The organism is Streptomyces sp. NPDC057137 (assembly GCF_042670825.1).
In the GTDB taxonomy this organism is placed as follows: domain Bacteria; phylum Actinomycetota; class Actinomycetes; order Streptomycetales; family Streptomycetaceae; genus Streptomyces.
Map to the genome: position 1 here is coordinate 31357 of NZ_JBHUUW010000059.1, position 19218 is coordinate 50574.

Consider the following 19218-nt stretch of genomic DNA (forward strand, 5'->3'; position numbering starts at 1 on the left):
CGCGATCGTCGCAAGCGGGGGGTGAGGGGTCAACGGCCTGGGGTTACACGCGTATGGCAGTCGTGCGAAGCCTGCCCCGGGCGGCCCTGTTCGGCAGGACACCCACTAGTACCGCCCCGCCTCCCGCTGCTGGCGCAGCGCCGCCACCCGGCGGTAGAGCTCCACCGCCTCGCCGCCCCGGCCGAGTTGTTCGAGGCAGTGCGCCTCGTCGTTGCGGCTGGCGAGTGCGTCGGGGTGGTCGGGGCCCAGGACCCGTTCGCGGGACTCCGCCACCCTGCGGTAGACCGCCAGGGCGTCGGGCCAGCGGCCCAGCCAGCCCAGGCCGACGGCGACCTCGCGGCGGCTGACGAGGGTGTCCGGGTGGTCGGGGCCCAGGACGCGTTCGCGGATCGCGCACACGTCGCGTGACTCCACGAGGGCTTCCTCCCAGCGGGCGAGCCGGCCGAGGTTCACGCCCAGCCCGTGCCGGGCGCGCAGCGTCTCGGGGTCGGTGGGGCCGTGCACGCGGGTGCGGTCCTCGACGAGGCCGCGGTACAGCTCCAGGGCCTCGGCGCTGCGGCCGAGCCGGCCGAGGCTTATGCCGACCTCGTAGCGCGCCGCGAGGCTGTCGGGGTGGTCGCCGCCGAGCGCGTGGGCGCGGCCGACGGCGACCTCGCGGTACGTCTGGAGCGCCTCCGTCCAGCGGCCGAGCATGCCGAGCGCGTAGGCGACCTCGTACCGCGTGACCAGCGTGTCGGGGTGGGCGGCGCCCAGCACCCTGGTGCGCGCCGTCGCCACCTCCAGGGCCATCCGGTACGAGTCCTCGATCCGGCCGAGCCTGCTGAGGTTGAAGGCGAGGTTGTGGCGGCAGCGCAGCGTGTCGGGATGGTCGGCGCCCATGGTGCGTTCACGGGAGGCGAGCACCGCCGCGTACACCTCGTGCGCCTCGAAGTGCCGGCCGAGCTGCCCGAGAACGTACGCGGTCTCCTGGCGCGCGGCCAGGGTCTCCGGGTGGTCGGGGCCCAGCGCCCGTTCGCGGCCTTCCGTGACGCGGACGAACTCCCGCAGCGCGTCGGCCGTGCGGCCGGTCCTGCTGAGCGTGAAGCCGACCTCGTAGCGGCTGCCGAGCGTGTCGGGGTGGTCGGGCCCGAGCGCGTGTTCCCGCTCGGCCGCGACCGAGCGGTGCACCTCGCCCGCCTCGTCCCAGCGGCCGAGCCTGCCCAGGCTGAGGCCCGCGCTGTGTCTGCTGTTGAGCACGGCGATCTGTTCGGGCGAGGGCGTCGGGCGCTCGGGGCGCGCGTACCCCCCGGTCATGGCGCCCGTCGGTCCGGACGGCGTGGTCCATTCGCCGGTGAGTCCCGCCGTGTGGTCGGGCGGCGTGGTCCGCAGTCCGGCGGAGCCGGTCGCCTTGTGCCCGATGGTCATGCCGTACGTCCAGGAGGGCAGCCGGGAGCCCTGTGCGTCCGGGCCACCGGCGACATGCCCGTGGGACGTGGAGCCGGCGGTGGACGGCGGGTGCGCGAACATCGGCGGCAGGGTCGCGGGATGGCTCCCCCGGCCCTCCCGCCCCTCCCGGCCGGACATGGAACGGGCCGCGATGATCCGGTGCCGCAGCGCGGTCGCGTCCGCCGGACGCTCGTCGGGCGTCTTGGCCAGCAGGTCGAGGACGATCCGGTCCAGGAACTCGGGCAGTTCGGACCGGTGGCTCCGCAGCGGCTGCGGCACGGTGTCCCGGTGCCCGACGAGGACGGCCCACGCGTCGTCCAGGTCGAAGGGCGGGACGCCGGTGGCGATCTCGTACAGGACACAGCCCAGCGAGTACAGATCGCTGCGATGGTCTATGTGACCGCCGCCGATCTGCTCGGGCGACATGTAGTGCGGGGTGCCCATCGCGATGCCCGTGCCGGTGAGTTTGGAGGTGAACCCGATGTCGTGGCCGAGCCTCGCGATGCCGAAGTCGCAGATCTTCACCGCGCCGTCGGTCAGGCGCATGATGTTCGCGGGCTTCAAGTCCCGGTGCACGATGCCCTGTTCGTGCGTGTACGCGAGCGCGTCCGCGACCTGCTCGGCGATGTCGACGATGTCCGGCACCGGGAGCGGGCCCTGTCTGCTGTCCTCCAGGAGCTGACTGAGGTTACGGCCTTCCAGCAGCTCCATCACCAGATACAGCACACCGTCGTGCTCGCCGAAGTCGTGGACGACGGTGACGCCCCGGTGCTGAAGGCCGGCGGCGACCCGCGCCTCGCGGCGGAACCGCTCACGCAGCACCCGGGTGAACGAGTGATCCTGCTGCGGGCCGAGCGGCTTGAGGCACTTCACGGCGACGTGCCGGCCGAGCGATTCGTCCTGGGCCCGCCACACCTCGCCCATGCCGCCGCGCCCGATCAGATCGAGCAGCCGGTACCGGCCCTGGATCAGACTCGTTTCCGCCATTGCCCGCTGTCGCCCCCGTCGCCTCGCTGCGCCCTCCCCGGCCCGTCCAGTATGGCCGCCTGTCTGCGGAGTTTGGCAGCCTGTCTCCTGAGTTCGCGTGGACGGGGTCGGGTCTCACGCCCGAGTCTGGCCATCGCGCCTCTGATGTGGCCCGGTGGGATGCGGCGGCGCAGCCACCCGGGGACGGCGCGCAGGACTCGCCCGGTGACGACGAGTCGACGGGTGACACGCGGTGGGGCGGGGGCGTCCCTGCCGTACAACTCGTGGGCGTAGCCCGGCAGTGAGTCGTACGCGAGGGCGGAGACACGGCGCCACAGCACCGCGCGGGCGGGGACGAGCAGCGGATGTACGGGGGGACGGCGCAGGAAGTCGTCCACCTCCCGTGACTCGGGGCCGCCGGCCAGCTCGGGTCGTACCCGATCGAAGTACGCGGCGAGTTCGGCCCGGTCGGCGGGCACCTGCGCGGGGTCGAGGCCCACGAGACGGGCGCCTTCGCGGTGTTCGTCGATGTAGAGGTCGGCCTGGGCGTCACTGATGGGCAGTCCGGAGCGGCGCAGGACGTGCAGGTAGGAGTCGACCTCGGCGCAGTGCACCCAGAGCAGCAGGTCCGGTTCGTCGACGCCGTAACGCTCGCCCGTCGCCGGGTCGGTGACCTTGATGTGGGTGTGGACGCGGCGGACGCGGGCGCCGGCCTTCTCGGCGGCCTCGGTGGTGCCGTAGCTGATGGTGCCGACGAAGTTGGCGGTACGCCGCAGCCGTCCCCAGGCGTCCTGTCTGAAGTCGCTGTTCTGTATGACGCCGCGTACGGCGCGGGGGTGCAGGGCCTGGAGGTAGAGCGCGCGGACGCCGGCGATCCACATCATCGGGTCGCCGTGCAGCTGCCAGGTGACCGAGTCGGGGCCGAAGAGGCCGGGGTCGCCGTTCCCGCTCCTGTCCCTGTCCACGTCTCGCACCGTGGCTCACCTCTCCGCTGTCGGCCGGACTGCCAGGTTAGCCGCGTGCGGTCCGCCGTACGGCAGGGGGCGGGGCGGGGCAGGGCGGGCCGTGGAGGGGCGCGCGGGCGCGGGGCGTTGCAGGATGGGCGCATGCTGCTGGCCACGCTCGCTCATGTCTCAGGGGAGGTCGCCGCGACGTCGGCGCGGTCCCGGAAGATCGCCCTGCTGGCCGAGCTGTTCCGCGCGGCCGGGCCCGCCGACGTGCCGGTCGTCATCCCGTGGCTGGCGGGCCGGCTGCCCCAGGGGCGGATCGGTGTCGGCCGGCACTCGCTGAAGGACCCCGTACCGGCGGCGGACACGGCGACGCTGACGATCCGCGAGGCGGACGACGCGGTCACCGCGCTCGCCGCCGTCGCCGGTCCCGGGTCGCAGACCGAACGCAGACGGCTGGTCCAGGCCCTGCTGGGCGCGGCGACGGAGGAGGAGCAGCGGTTCCTGATCGCGCTGCTCTCCGGTGAGGTACGCCAGGGCGCGCTGGACGCCGTCGCCGGGGAGGCGCTCGCCCGGGCGACGGAGGCGCCGCCCGCCGCCGTTCGCCGGGCGGTGATGCTGGCGGGGTCGCTGCAGAGCGTCGCCGAACGGTTGCTGGCGGACGGCCCCGAGGCGCTGGGAGAGTTCCGGCTGACCGTGGGGCGCCCCGTACTCCCGATGCTCGCGCAGTCGGCGGGCAGTCTGGCCGAGGCGTTGGAGAAGCTCGCGCCGTGCGCCGTGGAGGAGAAGCTGGACGGGATCCGCGTACAGGTCCACCGGGAGGGTGACGCGGTACGGGTCTACACCCGCACCCTGGACGACATCACCGGCCGGCTGCCCGAGGTGACGGCCGCCGCGCTGGCGCTGGACGGTGACCGTTTCATTCTGGACGGGGAGGTCATCGCCCTGGATGCGGACGGCAGGCCCCGGCCGTTCCAGGAGGTCGCGGGCCGGGTCGGCTCCCGCACCGACGTACGGGCGGCGGCAGCCTCCGTACCACTGTCGCCGGTCTTCTTCGACGTGCTCGCCGCCGACGGCGACGACCTGCTGGACCTGTCGTACGCCGAGCGCCGTACGACACTGGACCGGCTGGTCCCGGAGCCGATGCGGGTGCGGCGGGTGGTGGTGTCCGCGCGGGACTCCCGGCTCACCACCGCCGACGCGGAGGAGTTCTGGCGGGCCACGCTGGACCGGGGCCACGAGGGCGTCGTGATCAAGGCGCTCGACACCCCGTACAGCGCGGGCCGGCGCGGGGCCGGCTGGGTGAAGGTCAAACCGGTCCACACCCTGGATCTCGTGGTGCTGGCCGCCGAGTGGGGCCACGGCAGGCGCACGGGCCGCCTGTCGAACCTGCATCTGGGCGCCCGGCAGCCGGACGGCTCGTTCGTGATGCTGGGCAAGACGTTCAAGGGCCTGACGGACGCGATGCTGGAGTGGCAGACGACACGGCTGCGGGAACTGGCCCTGGACGACGACGGGTTCACCGTGCGGGTGCGCCCGGAGCTGGTGGTGGAGATCGCGTACGACGGCCTCCAGCGCTCGTCCCGCTACCCGGCGGGGGTGACGCTGCGATTCGCGCGGGTGCTGCGCCACCGCGAGGACAAACCGGCGTCGGAGGCGGACACGCTGGAGACGGTGCTCGGTACGTAGGGGGCCGGCCGGGTCCGCGCCTCGACGCGACGGCGGTGGTGGCGGGCGTGCCGCCGGCCCCTCCCCCGCCAGTCAGTACGGCCCGCTCGATCGCGGTCGCCTGTCGTCCCCGGACTGGCGGTCCGGGTCGCGAACTCCCGCCGGTCCCGCGCCTTGGACGTCGCACGGCGTCGGCGCGGCTGATGGCATGGCCCGACCGAACGCCTCAACGACGCCACCCACGCAGCCGGCGCGTCCCCGACCGGGCCGCAGCCCACGCAACGGGTGACGCGACGCGAGGTCCCGAGCCGCCGACATCACGCGGTATCGGCGTGTCTCACGCATGGCGCGGCCGACGGCCGGACGTCCCAACCGGCGCGACCCACGCGCCGCGTCACACGACGCGATGTCACGCGACATCGGCGCGTCCGGTGGCATGGCCCGGCCGCCCGGGCCGCCGCCCGCGCCCCGCGTCACGACGCGAGATCCCTCGCCACCATCGCCGCCTGTACGCGGTTCGAGACGCCCAACTCCGTGAGGATCCGGCTCACATGCGCCTTCACCGTCGATTCGCGCAGCTGGAGCAGGTCGCCGATGTCCGCGTTGGTCATGCCGTCGGCGAGCGCCGTGAGGACCTGCCGCTCCCTCGGCGTGAGCCGTACCGCCGCCGCCCTCGCGGCCCGGGTGCGCGTCGCGTCCGGGCGGTGGAAACGGCTGATGACCGTGCGGGTGACCGTCGGGGAGAGCATCGCGCCGCCCTCGGCCACGATCCGCACGGCGCGCAGGATCTCGTCCGGCGCGGTGTCCTTCAGGAGGAATCCCGCCGCGCCCGCCTCCAGTGCGCCGTAGACGTACTCGTCCAGGTCGAAGGTGGTGAGCACGGCCACGGCCGGTGGCCGAGGCAGCGCCCGCAGCGCGCTCGTCGCGGCGATGCCGTCCATCACCGGCATCCGGATGTCGACCAGCGCGACGTCCGTACGGAGGCGGGTCGCCAGCTCCACGGCCGCGCGCCCGTCGCCCGCCTCGCCGACCAGTTCCAGGCCGTCGTCCGTGGCGACCAGGTCGACGAGGCCCGCCCGGACGAACGGGTCGTCGTCCACGACGAGTACCGTGATCGGCCGCTGCCCGCGTACGCCGCTCACCGGACCCCCGCCGCCCCGACGGCCTCCCGCACACTCTCCGTAGAAGGATGCGGCGGAATGGGCAGTTCGGCCCGGAGGACGAAGCGGTCGTCGTCGGTGCGGCCGGTGGTCAGTTCGCCGTGCAGCGCCGCCACCCGTTCGCCGACGCCCACCAGGCCGTAACCGCGTGGGGCGCCCGGCGAAGTGAGGCGCGGCGGGCAGCCGTTGGCGGCCCGGATCTCCACCCGGGAACGTGATCGCCGCACCGTCACCGCGAGGTCCACCGGTTCGCCGGGGGCGTGCTTACGGGCGTTGGTCAGGGCCTCCTGGACGATGCGGTGCACCGCCAGCCGTACGGCGGCGGGCAGCGCCGCGAGTTCTCCGGCCTCGTCCACCCCTCCCCGCACTCGCGTGCCCGCCGCCTCCGACTCGGCGATCAGCGACGGCAGGTCGTCCACGGTCGGGCCGAGCGGCGCGGGGCCCTCGTGGTCGCGCAGCGCGCCCAGCAGGTCCCGCAGGTCGTCCAGGGCGTGGGCGCTGGTGTCGCGGAGCAGGCCGAGCCGTTCCCGTACCGCCTCGGGCACCTCCGCGCCGCGCCGCTGGAGCACACCGGTGTGCAGCACGAGCAGGCTCAGCCGGTGGGCGAGCACGTCGTGCATCTCGCGTGCGATCCGGGCGCGTTCGGCGAGCCGTACGCGCTCGTCGCGCAGCCGGTTCGCGGCCTCCAGGTGGTCGAGCTGGCGGGCCAGCGACCGGGCGAGCCGCCGGTGGCTGCGCGCCGCGAGGCCGAAGGCCAGCGGGACCGTCACGACCGCGCACGGCAGATAGCTGACCTGGGGCATGTTCACCAGCTCGCGGAAAGGCTCGTACGCGGCGGGCACGAACGCCAGTGCGGTGAGCCCGATCGCGACCGGCGCGGGGCGCCGCACCGTCACGCAGTACAGCGCGATCAGTACGGGCCAGATCTGGCTCTCCAGCAGGAACCCGGCCAGGGCCAGTCCCGCGACGGGGACCGGCAGCCGTCGGCACAGCGGCAGCGCGGCGCACAGCCCGGCGGCGACCAGCGCGCTCGCCGCCGCGCCGTCGACGAGTCCCGCGTCGGCCGTCAGGCCGTCGTGCACCGCCTTGTACGACACGAACGCGAACGCCGCGGCCCGCAACAGCCGGCAGTGCAGCAGCGTCGTCACACGATCGCGCGGGCGGGCGTCCGTTGTCGTCATCCGCCCATCGTAGGGAGCGGATCCGCCCCTCACATTCGACGAAAGTCGGTGCCGCCGGGCCGTCTTACGGCGGATGTGAGGGGTGCCGGAATGCCGAACAGTCGACGGCGGCAGGGGACGAGCACGAACACGCACACCTACAGAGGAGGACTGCCGTGAACGGCAGAACAGGACCCGGGCCGCTGAGCCGGCGCACCGTGCTGGGTGGCGCGGCGGCGACCGCGGGGGCGGGACTGGCGTTCGGAGCACCGGGGGTGAGCGCCGCGGGGGCCGCGACCGCCCGACCGGGCAAGGACGGTGGCGGTGGCGGCCGGTACGCGGGCAGGACCGTCCTCGTCACCGGCGCCACGTCGGGCATCGGCCGGGCCGCGGCCGTCGCGTTCGCCGCCGAGGGGGCCAAGGTCGGTTTCTGCGGTCGCCGGGAGCGCCTCGGTAAGGAGGTCGAGCGCAGGATCCGGTCGGCGGGCGGTGAGGCGACGTTCATCAGGGCCGATGTGCGTCGCCCCGCCGAGGTGAAGTCCTTCGTGGACCGGGTGGTGGACCGGTACGACGGCCTGGACATCGCCCTCAACAACGCGGGGATCCAGAAGCCGTTCACCGATCTGCACGAGGTGACGGTCGAGGACTTCGACGACGTCGCGCTCACCAACACACGTGGTGTGTTCCTGGCGTTGAAGTACCAGATCCCTCATATGCGGGCGCGTGGCGGCGGCGTCATCATCGTGACCGGTTCGTCCAACCAGTTCATGACCCGTTCCGGGCTGGGCAGTTACACGTCGAGCAAGGGCGGTGTGACGGGTCTCGTCCAGGCGTCGGCCATCGAGAACGGCACGCACGGGATCCGTGTCGTGGCGCTGGCCCCCGGAATGACCGACACCCCGATGCTGGACGTCCACCGTCCCGACGGGCTGACGGACGAGGAATGGGTGGCGACGAAGGCCGAGTTCGGCAGGCAGGGGATCGACGCGCTGAAGCGCATGGCGACACCGGAGGAGATGGCGAGCGCCGCACTGGGCCTGGCCTCCCCGGACTTCGCCTTCCAGACGGGCTCGGTGGTCCTGGTCGACGGGGGTCAGCTCGCGGGAATCTGACCCCGGGGGCGGCGGGGGGGCCGGGCGGGGAGCGGGGGCGGGTTGCGCGGCACGGGGGGCCGCGCAACCCGGGCACCGTCTACTGACCGGCGCCGCGTTCCACGACCGTGGAGAGCACGGACGGCAGGGTGTGCCAGTCCGACGACACGATGCTCGCGTGCCGCCCCGCCAGCAGCGTGACGCGGTCGCGCGCCTGCGTCTCCGTCGGGCTCGTGGCGTCGATGGCGGGCGCCACCGCGTGCGCGTCCGTCATGACGACCAGGTAGTGCCGCTGGTCGTACCAGGCGGCGTCGAAGCCCTCGGCGGCGTACGTGGACGCGGAGCCGTCGAAGACGACGAACCACGGCCGCAGCGAGGCGTCCGCGTACCGGGTGCGCGGGTCGGGAGCGGTGGCGCCGAGTACGGCGGGGAAGGCCGCCGCCTCGCGGAGCCGGCCGGCGGCGGCCAGGTCGCGGAGGTGGATGGCGTACTCGCGGTCGGTCCACAGGGTGTCGAGGGGGTTCTGCTGCTCGACGGTGCCGGGGATCAGCTCGAAGATGAACTTGCCCGCGAGCGCGGAGCGCGCCGGCCAGCCGCGTTCCTGGACGGCGCTGTCGAGGTTCGCGCTGCCGCCCACGAGGTCGGCGGGCCGGTAGAGGGCGTCGCCGAGCGTGGAGCCGAGGAGCGCGTCGAGTTGCGCGGGGCCGCGTCCGCCGTTGCCCTGGAAGCCGTCCTTGAGCTCGACCTTGACGAGGATGGGCCGGTGGCCCGGGTTGGCGTCGTGCCAGGCCTTCATGTCCTTGAGGCAGCCGGGCAGCCCCTGGTCGCGCGCCTTGGTGCGCAGTTCACCGGCGTTGGCGGCGTTCACGCAGTTGCTGTTGCTGCCGAGCGGGTTGCTGTGCGAGACCCGCCACGACGCGCCGAACACATTGGTCCACACGTCGAGTTCGAGCATCCCGGCACCGGAGTCCAGCGCGTCGGCGAAGTACGGGAAGGTCGTCTTCTCGTACGCGTTGTGGACCCCGACCCCGGTGGAAGAGGAGTACGGCAGCTGTTCGTCGGCGACGGCGGTGCTCGCCTGGCTCAACACGCCCACCAGCGCCAGCGCCCCGGCCGCGCTCGCGGCCACTGTCGTACGCATGAGTCTTCCCATTGTTCCCGGCCTTCCCGTCATACGAGTGAAGTGTCAGGAACGGTAGGCCAGTTGAGTGACGTACGGGAGGACAGAGGCTTACGCGGACCGGCACTGTTCGCAGTACGGCGAGAACAGACGCACCGGGTGGCCGATATGCGCGGCGCCCGCCCCTACGACGCGGGCCGGGGCGGCGCCGACTGACGGCCCATCAGTTCGGCCAGGCCCCGCCGGGTCGCGGCCAGCACGACGCGGTCCTGGGCGCGCAGCACATAGCCGGGGTGCAGGTCCCAGACCAGGCCGGCGGTCCGGTCCTCGTCGTGGTCGCGGCGGGTGTCGGCGAGATCCGGCAGCCGGTCCCCCGGCGCGGCCGTGTCCAGCGCGATGATCCGCCAGGCGCCCGGTCTGAACACCTCGGCGACGGTGCGCCCTTCGAGTCTCGGATGTCCGGCCACGTCGATCGCGGCGACCAGCAGCACCTTGCGCTCGACCGGGATCGCGCCAAGGATCTGACGCCCCATCATGGCGATGGCGAAGGCCGGCGCGGCGAGCGTGGAGACGCTGCGGCTGCGGGTGAGCGCCCGGGGGTGGGCCGCGCGCAGCGTCCGGTAGACGGCGGTGGCGAACTCGTCGTCGTACAGCCGCAGGGCGACCCGCAGGTCCGGCTTGACGGACCGCGCGTACAGGGCCGCTTCGAGGTTGGTGACATCGACGCTGGTGAGCGCGAGAAGGGCGTGTGCCCGGTGCACCTTGGCCGCCTCCAGGACGCCCTCCTGCGTCACGTCGCCGACCACCGTCGGCACGCGCAGGCTCCGTGCGAGGGCGATACCGCGCGCCTCGGGGTCCTCCTCCACGCACACGACGGGTATGTCGAGTTCACGCAGCCGTACCAGCACCCTGCTCCCGATCTTGCCGAGGCCGAGCAGCACGATGTGACCGGACAGTCCACGGGGCGGTCTGCGCAGGGCCGACGCGTTGCGGAACGTACCGAGCCCTTCGAGTACGGCGGCGAGCAGCACCGGCAGCAGCAACAACCCGGCCACTCCGGACAGGAGTTGGATGATCTGGCGGTCCAGATCCGCACCGGTGGCGGGGTCGCCGATGGCGAAGAGGTCGAGCAGGACGATGTACGTCGCGTGCAGCGGGTGGTCGTCGGTGGTGATCGCGGAGGCGACGGCCAGGGCCAGTACGGCGACGGCGATCCCGGCGAACGACCAGCGCAGCCGCCGGGAGAAGAGCGAACCGAGCGGCGCCCCGCGCCCCGCCGTCCGGCGGCGTGACAGCGGCTCCCCCTCGTGGGAGACGGCCTCCAGGACCACGGTGCCCCGGCCGGTGGCCGCCGCCGTGCTGGCGTCGTCGGGCAGCAGCCGGGGGCCGTCGTGGCCGCTGCTGTCCGAACCCTCCGCGCCGGCGGGGTCGTTGGTCGTCGACGACAGCAGGGCGAGCGTGCACAGACCGGGGTCGGCGACCTCGCCGGGGCCCGGCGGGTTGCGCTCCACGGCCCGCAGCATCAGCCCGTCGGCACGGACGATCTTGCTGGTACCCGCGACGGCGGTGGCCGCCAGCGCGGGTGCGGCGGTGTCGGCGTCCGAGAGCACGGTGGTGGACGCGTCGAGCGCGGCGACGTCCAGGCCGGGGACGGCGACGGCCGCCGCCTGGTCGAGCAGGTCTTCGAGATGCTGGCCGAGTTTGCGGTTGTAGAGCCGGATGACGAGGCGCAGTTGGGGGTTGAGGCGCCGCGCGGCGAGAGCTGTCCTGATGTTGACCTCGTCGTCGTCGTGGACGAGCGCGAGCGCCGCCGCCTCGGCCACTCCCGCCTCCACCAGGACCTCCGTGTCGAGTTCCGGCGTCTCGATGAGCTGCGGAAGCGCGAGGTCACCGGGCCGGCTCTCGGGGCCGCCGGTGGCGGGGCCGTACGTCCGGGCCATGACCGCCGACATCCGGCCGATGAGGGCGGACGCCCTGCCACGGCCGGTGAGCGGCGCGGGGTCCCTGCGTTCCGCGCGCACGGGCGGGACGACGAGGGTGACCTGTTCCCCGTAGACCTCACGCAGCTCACCGGCCAGCCGGTGGCCGAGCGCGTCGTCGCCACACACGATCATGTGGCCGGGTTGCGAGCCGTGTTGTACCTGGGACGGAAGTTGCGGCAGTGACGTCACGTGCCCAGTGTGCCCAACGGAACGTCAGAAAAGGCAAGTTCCGGCCGGTCAGCGCCCTCGGGCGGCCGTCCGGGGCCCCGCCGCACGGCCGTACCGACTGGCTCCGCTCAGCGCCGGACGGCCCGCAGGACGACGAACTTCGGATCGCTCGCCATGACGTCGCAGTTGCCGAACAGCCGCCGCAGCTTGGTGTGGTAGCCGAGATGCCTGTTGCCGACGACCCACAGCTCGCCGCCGGGGCGCAGCGCCTCGCGTGACCCGGTGAACATCCGGAAGGCCGTCGCGTCGGTCGTCGCCTGATGGCTGTGGAACGGCGGATTGTTGAGTACGAGATCGGCCGACCCGGCCGCCACGGTGGCCATGCCGTCGCCGACGACGAACTCCACCGGACTGTCCGTGTCGACGTTCTTGGCGTAGGTCGCCTCGGCGGACGCCACGGCCGAGAAGGACTCGTCGATGAAGGTCAGCCGGGCTTCCGGATTGGCCACGGCGACGGCGGTGCCGACAACGCCGTTCCCGCAGCCGAGGTCGACGACGTGCTCCCGGCCACGGCGCTCGGGCAGATTGCGCAGGAAGAACCTCGTACCGATGTCGAGGCGTTCGGCGCAGAAGATGCCGGCGTGGTTGGTCACGGTCAGGCCGGAGGCGGTGCCGGCGCCCTCGGGGACGGTGTATGAGATCGGCCAGGGGCCCGCCGCCGCGCGGGCGCGGTCACCGGCGCGGGCGCGGTCGGCGAAGGGCGCGCAGAAGATCAGACGTGCCTTCTTCACGGCGAGCGACGTCCGGGTGGGGCCGAGGATCTGCTCGAAGAGTTTCAGTGTGGAGGTGTGGATCTCGGTGACCTTGCCGGTGCCGACGACGACGGTCCCCGGATGGACGGCGGGCGCCAGCCGGTGCAGCTGGTCCTCCAGCAGGGACAGACTCTTGGGCACCCGGATCAGCAGGACGTCGATCCGCTCGGGCGGGGTGTCCCGTACCGAGAGGAGCCGTACGGCGTCGGTGTCGACGCCGTTGCGCAGCAGATTGGCGCGGGTCGCCCGCTGCGTGAGGTACGAGTCGGTGATCTGTACAGGGCGGTGCGGGGCGAGCGCGGTGGCGAGCGCGCCCCACCGGTCGCCGACGACCACCACGCTGCCGGACAGATCGACGCCGCTCCCGGCGCCGCCGGAGGTTCCGGCCTCCGCCTCGGCCTCGGCGAGATGCCGCAGCAGATACTCGTCGGCCGCGTCCCAGGCCCGGAGCGTGTCACGGGGCTGCTCGGGAAAGCGGGCAAGGTCGAGATCGCCCCAGGGCGTCGTCAAACGGTTCATCGTCCACTCAGGCTAACCGAGCGAACGGGCCGCCCCCTCGGCGGTGCAACCCGCTGAACTGCCGTTCAGCCGTCCTGGTCCGTACGATCCCGGTCCCGCGCCGCCTGTTCCTTGGCCATCTCGCGGGCCCGCTGGAGCGCGGCCCTGGCCTGCCGCACGGTCAGTACGGCGGCGAACTCGGACCGCGCGATGTCGAGCACGACGTCGGCGTCGGCGGGCGGTTCCGGGTGGTTGCGTAACGCGATGTCGGCGGCGGCCAGCGCGAGGATGTCGTCGTCGGGCGACGCGTCGGGCTGGGACATGCTCCGCATGACCTGGTGCCAGAGCCCGCTCATACCCTCACGCTCCCTCGTCCGCCCGTACGGCGCCGTCTCCCGGTCCCGTGGGATGGCCGATCGTGGCGAGCACGTGCTGGATCAGCTCGTCGGCCACGACCTCGCGCGGCACCGCTCCACCACCGCGGGCCCAGTGCGCGATCAGTTCGTTGATGGCGCCGATCAGGGCCACCATGGCCAGGGTGTAGTCACGCGGCACCGCCTCGCCGCGTCCGACGGCGCGGTCCGCCTCGCCGGTCAGGAAGTCCGTCCACAAGCTGCGCCAGACCACCCGGTGGTCCTCCACGGCGCGGTTCACCCCGATCACCTCGACGAAGGCGACCTGCGTGGCCGCGAGATCGGCGGTCACCGCGCCCACGTACGCGCGCACCATCGCGGTCACCCGGGTCCTGGTGTCGGCCGCGTCGATGCCGGGACCGTCAAGGGCCGCGAGTGTCGCCTCCATGCCGGCCCGCGCGACCTGGTTGTGCAACGCGATCAGCAGGGCTTCACGCCCCTCGAACTCCTGGTAGAAGGCGCGGATCGAGACATGCGCCGTGGCGCAGATCCGCTCGATCGACGTGCCCACGTAACCGCGGGTCGTGAAGAGATCGGTCGCCGTCGTCAGCAGCCGCTCACGGCGCAGCGCCTTGCGGGCGTGTCCGGTGCCGAGTGCCGCTCCGTGAAGACCGTCCGTACCGTCGGTACCGCCCACGGGATCACTTGCCGATTCCATTCGCTCTCCCCGAATCACACCGTGCCCGCATCACGCCACACGCCCGTGGCGGAATCACCGGTAAGAGTGCTTACCGAGCATGGCACGCCCTATGCGCCCGCCGGTCGGGTTTCGGTGAATTCCGTTTCATTCACTGCGGTTCCGACCCGCCCGTCACACCCACCCCACCGGCCACAGCCCCCGGGCGGTAGCCCGAGTGCCCGCCCCGTAACCCGTGTGGCGGCAGCGGCGGGCCCCCGGAGTGCGCTGACAATTCATCACTTCTAGCGTCGGGATCGCCGTGTGGTGCGTTCGGCATTTCCCGCCGTGGCGCCTCCGACGTACACGGGACGATCACGAGTGGGAGATGCGATGCGGCGCACGATAGGTACGGCCTCGGCGGCGGTCGCGGGCGCCGCGGCTCTCATTCTCGGCGCGGGGGCGCCCGCGTTCGCGGGCGACGAGGCCGAATACGACTACAGCGTCTCCCCCGAGGCGATCGAACCCGGCGGCGAGGTGACGATCCGGACCGCCGGCTGCCAGGTGCCCACCGTGACCGTGTCGTCGGGAGTCTTCGAGACCGTCACCCTCAACGAGGGTGAGTCGAAGTCGGCGAGGATCTTCGACGACGTGAAGCCGGAGGCCGAGTACGAGATCACCTTCGACTGCGACGGTGTGATCCGCTCGTTGCCCCTGATGATCAAGCCCGGCAAACCGGGCAAGCCCGGGAAGCCCGAGAACCCCGGCAAGCCGCCGCACTCGGCGGAGCCGCCGGAGCCGTGGGAGCCGTCCCGGCCGGAGCACCCGGAGCAGCGGCCGCACGAGCCTCACGAGGACGGCGCGCACAAGGGCGTGAACGCCGGAATCGGCGGCAGCACCGACGGCGGGCCGAACACGGCGGGCCTGGCGGTCGGAGGCGCGGTCATCGCGGTCGCGCTCGGCGGCGGTATCCGCCTCGCCCGCAACCGGCCGGAGAACGGTTCCCGATGACGGAGACGGAACGGCTCCGCGCCTCCCGCTGGTCGACGGTCGTACTGCTCCTGCTCGTGGGCATCTTCGTGGTGCGGCTCAGCAGCGAGGGCGGGCTCGTGCTCCCGCCCCAGCCGGCGGGCGCGGGACCCGTCGCGGCCGACGCCGATCCGAACGCCGGTACGGGCGCGGACGCCGTCCCGATGCCGCGCCCGGCGGGAGCGGCCGCGAAGGCCGCGCCTCCGCTGCCGGGCTCCACCGCGACCCGGATCCGTATCCCCTCGGTACGCGTCGACGCGCCGCTGACGCGGGTGTCGCTGGACGCGGACGGCTGGATCGACGCGCCGCCGCCCACCAGACCGGATCTGGCGGGCCATTTCCGGGGGTCGGTGACACCCGGCGAGCAGGGCACCTCGGTGATCGTCGGTCATGTCGACACCGGTCAAGGCCCCGCCGTCTTCTACGACTTGGGCCGGCTCACCAAGGACAGCCGCGTCGAAGTGACCCGCGCGGACGGCACCACGGCCGTGTTCACCGTCTACGGCGTCGAGGGCTTCACCAAGCGGAACTTCCCGGCCGAGAACGTCTACCGCGCGACGGGCGCGCCGGAACTGCGCCTGATCACCTGCGGCGGCGCCTTCACCGAGAAGACGGGGTACCAGGGCAATGTGGTCGCCTTCGCCAGACTCACCGAGACCCGCAAGGCGGCCTGACCGGCGGCGGCACGGCAAACCTGTTGCGGTACGGGCGACGACCCCGCTGAAGTGGGCGGATGGACACTGAAGCCGTACTCACACTGTTCGACCGCCAGATGCGCAGAGAGGCCCCGGCCGACGGCCCCGGGGTCGTGGTCGAACGGGTCGGCGCCGTGGTCCGCCAGACGACCACCGTCGGCGGACCCGGCACGGACGGGGTCACGGACGGGGTCGCGGACGAGCCGGCGGACGGCGGCTGGAACGGCGTCCTCTGGTCGGATCTGGACACCGACTCGGCGGATGCCGCGATCGCCGAGCAGGTACGCCATTTCACCTCCCTGGGCCTTGAGTTCGAGTGGAAGGTCTACTCGCACGACGGCCCGCGCGACCTCGCCCGCCGCCTGGAGGCGGCCGGGTTCACGCCGGAGCCTCCGGAGACGCTGATGATCGCCGAGGCCGCGGCCCTGCCTGGCGATGTCGCGCTGCCCGACGGAGTGCGGCTGATCGCGGTCACCGACGTGGCGGGCGTGGAGCTGATGGCCGAGGTCCACGAGCAGGCGTTCGGTACGGACCGTTCACACACCCGCGAGCGCCTGCTGGCCCAGCTCGCGGCCGCCCCGGGGGACGTGGCGGCGGCGGTCGCCATGGCCGGTGACGTACCGGTGAGCGCGGCGCGGATGGAGCTGCCGACCGGCACGGAGTTCGCCGGCCTGTGGGGCGGCGGCACCGTCCCCGCCTGGCGCGGCCGGGGTCTCTACCGCGCGCTGGTCGCCTTCCGTACCCGCCTGGCCGCCGAGCGGGGCTACCGCTACATGCAGGTCGACGCGTCGAGCCAGAGCCGCCCCATTCTGCGGCGGCTGGGCTTCGAGGAGCTGAGCACGACCACTCCGTACGTCCACACGCCCGGCTGACCGGCCGGACCCCGATCGGCCCGAGCGACCGGGCGCCCCGGATCTCAGACCCGGGCGCGCGCCCGGGTCGCGGGCGCGTGTACGCCGGTGGGAGTAGCCGCCGGGTGAAGAACCGGAGAATATTCCCCGATCGCGGATCGGAAAATTCACCGGCGACTCGCTCGATTTTTCGCGGCGTGGACCGGGATCGCCAAGACGTCCCGTACTCGGCCGCATGCACCGTGCTACTGTAGACACCAGTTGCAGTTGTGGTTCCCGAAGACTTCAAGTGCTCTCGCTGACTTTATGTGTCGGTGGGCGCGCTTTTGTATTTCCGGTGCTTTTCCGGACGGGGTAATCATTTAAGGCGACGCGGGGTTCGCACAGTGCGAGCCCCCGGGCAGCATTGCCCTGAAGGAGATCAAAATGGCTAGTGGCACCGTCAAGTGGTTCAACGCGGAAAAGGGTTTCGGCTTCATCGAGCAGGACGGCGGCGGCGCTGACGTCTTCGCCCACTACTCGAACATCGCCGCCCAGGGCTTCCGTGAGCTGCAGGAGGGCCAGAAGGTGAACTTCGACGTCACGCAGGGCCAGAAGGGCCCGCAGGCGGAGAACATCGTTCCCGCCTGACGCTGAGGCGTAAGACGTAGCTGGGGCCCGCACCTTGCGATGCGGGCCCTGGCTACGTTGCTTTTTCTCCGGGGCCCGCCCGGTGCGCGTGACACATCGAAGTGTGGCGCGGGACCAGGTTTCTCCTCGCTGTCCTGACGGCCGGCCGACAAATCTCCACCGATGTCGGCCCCGCACCGGACTGCCGGGCCCCCGTACTCCTGGCGACCTGGTCGCCTACGCTCGGTCGATTCCGAGTATTTCCACGTGCCGGTTCCGGCGTTTCACGCCCCGGCGCGGTTCTGTTTTTGTTTTCCCCCGGCTCGTTCTTGCGATTCTTTGCGCGGTCATTCTGCCCAAGAGTTCCTCGATACGTGCCGCATCGAGAGAGGTTCAGCATGAACCGCACACCTCGCACGAACGACCGTTACTCACGTACCCGCTCCGGCGGCCCCGGCGCCTCCGGCGGTGGCGGCAGCCGCTTCCGCCCGCAGTCGTCGGGCTCGGGCCGTTCGGGTTCCTCCGGCCGGTCGGGAGGCGGCTACGGCCGTCGTCCCGCCGCCGTGCACGGCGAATTCGCCCTGCCGGTCACCATCACTCCCGCCCTGCCCGCCGTGGCGACCTTCGCCGAGCTGGACATGCCGTCGCCGGTGATGACCGCGCTCACCGGCCTCGGCATGAGCGAGCCGTTCCCGATCCAGGCGGCGACGCTGCCGAACTCGCTCGCGGGACGCGACGTCCTCGGCCGCGGCCGTACCGGCTCCGGCAAGACCCTCGCCTTCGGCCTGGCGCTCCTCGTCCGCACCGCCGGACAGCGTGCCCAGCCGAAGCAGCCGCTGGCGCTCGTTCTCGTACCGACGCGTGAACTGGCCCAGCAGGTCACCGACGCGCTCACCCCGTACGCCCGTTCGCTGAAGCTGCGGCTCACCACCGTCGTCGGCGGTATGTCGATCGGCCGGCAGGCCGGCGCGCTGCGCGGCGGCGCCGAGGTCGTCGTCGCGACCCCGGGGCGGCTCAAGGACCTCATCGAGCGCGGCGACTGCCGGCTGGACCGGGTCGCCATCACCGTCCTCGACGAGGCCGACCAGATGGCCGACATGGGCTTCATGCCGCAGGTCACCGAACTGCTCGACCAGGTACGGCCCGAGGGCCAGCGGATGCTGTTCTCGGCGACGCTGGACCGCAATGTGGACCTGCTGGTCCGCCGTTACCTGAACGACCCGGTGGTCCACTCCGTCGACGCCGCCGTCGGCACGGTCACCACGATGGAGCACCACGTCCTGCATGTGCAGAACGCCGACAAGTACGCGACCACCACGGAGATCGCGGCGCGTGACGGCCGGGTGCTGATGTTCCTGGACACCAAGCACGCCGTCGACCGGCTGACCGAGCACCTGCTGAACAGCGGCGTACGCGCCGCCGCGCTGCACGGTGGCAAGTCCCAGCCGCAGCGCACCCGGACGCTCGCCCGGTTCAAGACGGGTCATGTCACCGTGCTGGTGGCGACGAACGTCGCGGCGCGGGGCATTCACATCGACAATCTCGACCTCGTCGTGAACGTCGACCCGCCCAGCGACCACAAGGACTATCTGCACCGTGGCGGGCGCACCGCGCGCGCCGGGGAGTCGGGCAGCGTCGTCACGCTCGTCCTGCCCAACCAGCGTCGCGACATGACGCGTCTGATGGCCGACGCGGGCATCGTGCCCCAGGTCGCGCAGGTCCGCTCCGGCGAGGCCGAGCTGAGCCGGATCACCGGGGCGCAGGCGCCCTCGGGTGTTCCCGTGGTCATCTCCACGCCCGTCTCGGAGCGCGCCAAGGGCGGTTCGGGCAGCCGTGGCCGCAGCCGTCCGGCCCAGGGCCGCAGGTCGTCGGGCTCGGGTGCCTCGCAGGGCCGGTCCGGCGGCGCTCGCCAGTCGTCGTCGCGCAGCTGGTCCGCGTAAACAGCCGAGGGCCGCACAGGTCCTCATAGGGCGCATACGGAAGAGGGCCCCGTCACCGACTGGTGACG

At 72.5% G+C, this 19218-nt stretch carries 16 protein-coding genes; 7 read left to right on the forward strand and 9 right to left on the reverse strand.

Annotated features, from left to right (window positions below):
• Window positions 1-105 precede the first annotated feature (105 nt).
• On the reverse strand, window positions 106-2412 hold the full coding sequence (locus tag ACFT9I_RS32090) for a tetratricopeptide repeat protein (protein ID WP_382570081.1): 2307 nt from the start codon (window positions 2410-2412) through the stop codon (window positions 106-108).
• Window positions 2394-3356, reverse strand: a complete 963-nt coding sequence (locus tag ACFT9I_RS32095) for an oxygenase MpaB family protein (protein ID WP_382570083.1) — start codon at window positions 3354-3356, stop codon at window positions 2394-2396. Before ACFT9I_RS32095 ends, ACFT9I_RS32090 begins: the two co-directional genes overlap by 19 nt.
• A gap of 141 nt (window positions 3357-3497) precedes the next feature.
• On the opposite strand from ACFT9I_RS32095, the gene ACFT9I_RS32100 reads away from it, so the two are divergent.
• Window positions 3498-5027 carry an ATP-dependent DNA ligase gene (locus ACFT9I_RS32100; protein ID WP_382570085.1) on the forward strand — a complete coding sequence of 510 codons (1530 nt, stop codon included), beginning with the start codon at window positions 3498-3500 and terminating at the stop codon, window positions 5025-5027.
• A 452-nt stretch (window positions 5028-5479) separates the two neighbouring features.
• Here ACFT9I_RS32100 and ACFT9I_RS32105 read toward each other — a convergent pair whose 3' ends face one another.
• Together ACFT9I_RS32105 and ACFT9I_RS32110 are read right to left on the reverse strand one after the other, a co-directional pair.
• Window positions 5480-6148, reverse strand: a complete 669-nt coding sequence (locus ACFT9I_RS32105; RefSeq protein WP_382570087.1) for a response regulator — start codon at window positions 6146-6148, stop codon at window positions 5480-5482.
• The gene (locus ACFT9I_RS32110) at window positions 6145-7347 is read right to left on the reverse strand and encodes a sensor histidine kinase (RefSeq protein WP_382570088.1); all 1203 of its coding nucleotides are present in this window, start codon (window positions 7345-7347) and stop codon (window positions 6145-6147) included. The genes ACFT9I_RS32105 and ACFT9I_RS32110 overlap by 4 nt, the downstream gene beginning before the upstream one ends.
• A gap of 155 nt (window positions 7348-7502) precedes the next feature.
• Between ACFT9I_RS32110 and ACFT9I_RS32115 the strand changes: the two genes are divergently transcribed.
• Window positions 7503-8438, forward strand: a complete 936-nt coding sequence (locus tag ACFT9I_RS32115) for an SDR family NAD(P)-dependent oxidoreductase (protein ID WP_382570089.1) — start codon at window positions 7503-7505, stop codon at window positions 8436-8438.
• Between the two features lie 79 nt (window positions 8439-8517).
• Here the strand turns inward: ACFT9I_RS32115 and ACFT9I_RS32120 are convergent, their stop codons facing one another.
• From ACFT9I_RS32120 to ACFT9I_RS32140, 5 genes are all read right to left on the reverse strand, one after another.
• The gene (locus ACFT9I_RS32120) at window positions 8518-9558 is read right to left on the reverse strand and encodes a phosphatidylinositol-specific phospholipase C domain-containing protein (protein ID WP_382570091.1); all 1041 of its coding nucleotides are present in this window, start codon (window positions 9556-9558) and stop codon (window positions 8518-8520) included.
• 164 nt (window positions 9559-9722) lie between these two features.
• Window positions 9723-11651 (reverse strand): NAD-binding protein, encoded by a 1929-nt coding sequence (locus ACFT9I_RS32125; RefSeq protein ID WP_382570107.1) that lies wholly within the window; start codon window positions 11649-11651, stop codon window positions 9723-9725.
• Window positions 11652-11815: 164 nt separating this feature from the next.
• Window positions 11816-13018 carry a methyltransferase gene (locus ACFT9I_RS32130; protein WP_382570092.1) on the reverse strand — a complete coding sequence of 401 codons (1203 nt, stop codon included), beginning with the start codon at window positions 13016-13018 and terminating at the stop codon, window positions 11816-11818.
• Window positions 13019-13083: 65 nt separating this feature from the next.
• On the reverse strand, window positions 13084-13353 hold the full coding sequence (locus tag ACFT9I_RS32135) for a hypothetical protein (protein WP_382570093.1): 270 nt from the start codon (window positions 13351-13353) through the stop codon (window positions 13084-13086).
• Between the two features lie 4 nt (window positions 13354-13357).
• Entirely contained in the window at window positions 13358-14068 is a 711-nt protein-coding gene (locus ACFT9I_RS32140) for a TetR/AcrR family transcriptional regulator (protein ID WP_382570095.1), read from the reverse strand.
• A gap of 351 nt (window positions 14069-14419) precedes the next feature.
• Between ACFT9I_RS32140 and ACFT9I_RS32145 the strand changes: the two genes are divergently transcribed.
• The 5 genes from ACFT9I_RS32145 to ACFT9I_RS32165 all read left to right on the forward strand — a co-directional run bounded on the left by ACFT9I_RS32145 (window position 14420) and on the right by ACFT9I_RS32165 (window position 19150).
• Window positions 14420-15037 carry a hypothetical protein gene (locus ACFT9I_RS32145; protein WP_382570097.1) on the forward strand — a complete coding sequence of 206 codons (618 nt, stop codon included), beginning with the start codon at window positions 14420-14422 and terminating at the stop codon, window positions 15035-15037.
• The gene (locus tag ACFT9I_RS32150) at window positions 15034-15729 is read left to right on the forward strand and encodes a class F sortase (protein WP_382570099.1); all 696 of its coding nucleotides are present in this window, start codon (window positions 15034-15036) and stop codon (window positions 15727-15729) included. Before ACFT9I_RS32145 ends, ACFT9I_RS32150 begins: the two co-directional genes overlap by 4 nt.
• Window positions 15730-15788: 59 nt before the next feature.
• The gene (locus ACFT9I_RS32155; protein WP_382570101.1) at window positions 15789-16622 is read left to right on the forward strand and encodes a GNAT family N-acetyltransferase; all 834 of its coding nucleotides are present in this window, start codon (window positions 15789-15791) and stop codon (window positions 16620-16622) included.
• A 405-nt stretch (window positions 16623-17027) separates the two neighbouring features.
• Complete coding sequence (locus tag ACFT9I_RS32160) at window positions 17028-17231, forward strand: cold-shock protein (RefSeq protein WP_014061102.1); 204 nt, start codon at window positions 17028-17030, stop codon at window positions 17229-17231.
• 377 nt (window positions 17232-17608) lie between these two features.
• Window positions 17609-19150, forward strand: coding sequence for a DEAD/DEAH box helicase (locus ACFT9I_RS32165; protein WP_382570103.1), 1542 nt, complete (start codon window positions 17609-17611; stop codon window positions 19148-19150).
• Window positions 19151-19218: the final 68 nt, after the last annotated feature.

Excerpts from the sequence above, each read along its gene's own strand:
- ACFT9I_RS32090 (WP_382570081.1), bottom strand. The coding sequence starts at position 2,412 with ATGGCGGAAACGAGTCTGATCCAGGGCCGGTACCGGCTGCTCGATCTG.
- ACFT9I_RS32100 (WP_382570085.1), top strand. The coding sequence starts at position 3,498 with ATGCTGCTGGCCACGCTCGCTCATGTCTCAGGGGAGGTCGCCGCGACG.
- ACFT9I_RS32110 (WP_382570088.1), bottom strand. The coding sequence starts at position 7,347 with ATGACGACAACGGACGCCCGCCCGCGCGATCGTGTGACGACGCTGCTG.
- ACFT9I_RS32120 (WP_382570091.1), bottom strand. The coding sequence starts at position 9,558 with ATGCGTACGACAGTGGCCGCGAGCGCGGCCGGGGCGCTGGCGCTGGTG.
- ACFT9I_RS32125 (WP_382570107.1), bottom strand. The coding sequence starts at position 11,651 with ATGATCGTGTGTGGCGACGACGCGCTCGGCCACCGGCTGGCCGGTGAG.
- ACFT9I_RS32130 (WP_382570092.1), bottom strand. The coding sequence starts at position 13,018 with ATGAACCGTTTGACGACGCCCTGGGGCGATCTCGACCTTGCCCGCTTT.
- ACFT9I_RS32135 (WP_382570093.1), bottom strand. The coding sequence starts at position 13,353 with ATGAGCGGGCTCTGGCACCAGGTCATGCGGAGCATGTCCCAGCCCGAC.
- ACFT9I_RS32140 (WP_382570095.1), bottom strand. The coding sequence starts at position 14,068 with ATGGAATCGGCAAGTGATCCCGTGGGCGGTACCGACGGTACGGACGGT.
- ACFT9I_RS32145 (WP_382570097.1), top strand. The coding sequence starts at position 14,420 with ATGCGGCGCACGATAGGTACGGCCTCGGCGGCGGTCGCGGGCGCCGCG.
- ACFT9I_RS32150 (WP_382570099.1), top strand. The coding sequence starts at position 15,034 with ATGACGGAGACGGAACGGCTCCGCGCCTCCCGCTGGTCGACGGTCGTA.
- ACFT9I_RS32155 (WP_382570101.1), top strand. The coding sequence starts at position 15,789 with ATGGACACTGAAGCCGTACTCACACTGTTCGACCGCCAGATGCGCAGA.
- ACFT9I_RS32160 (WP_014061102.1), top strand. The coding sequence starts at position 17,028 with ATGGCTAGTGGCACCGTCAAGTGGTTCAACGCGGAAAAGGGTTTCGGC.
- ACFT9I_RS32165 (WP_382570103.1), top strand. The coding sequence starts at position 17,609 with ATGAACCGCACACCTCGCACGAACGACCGTTACTCACGTACCCGCTCC.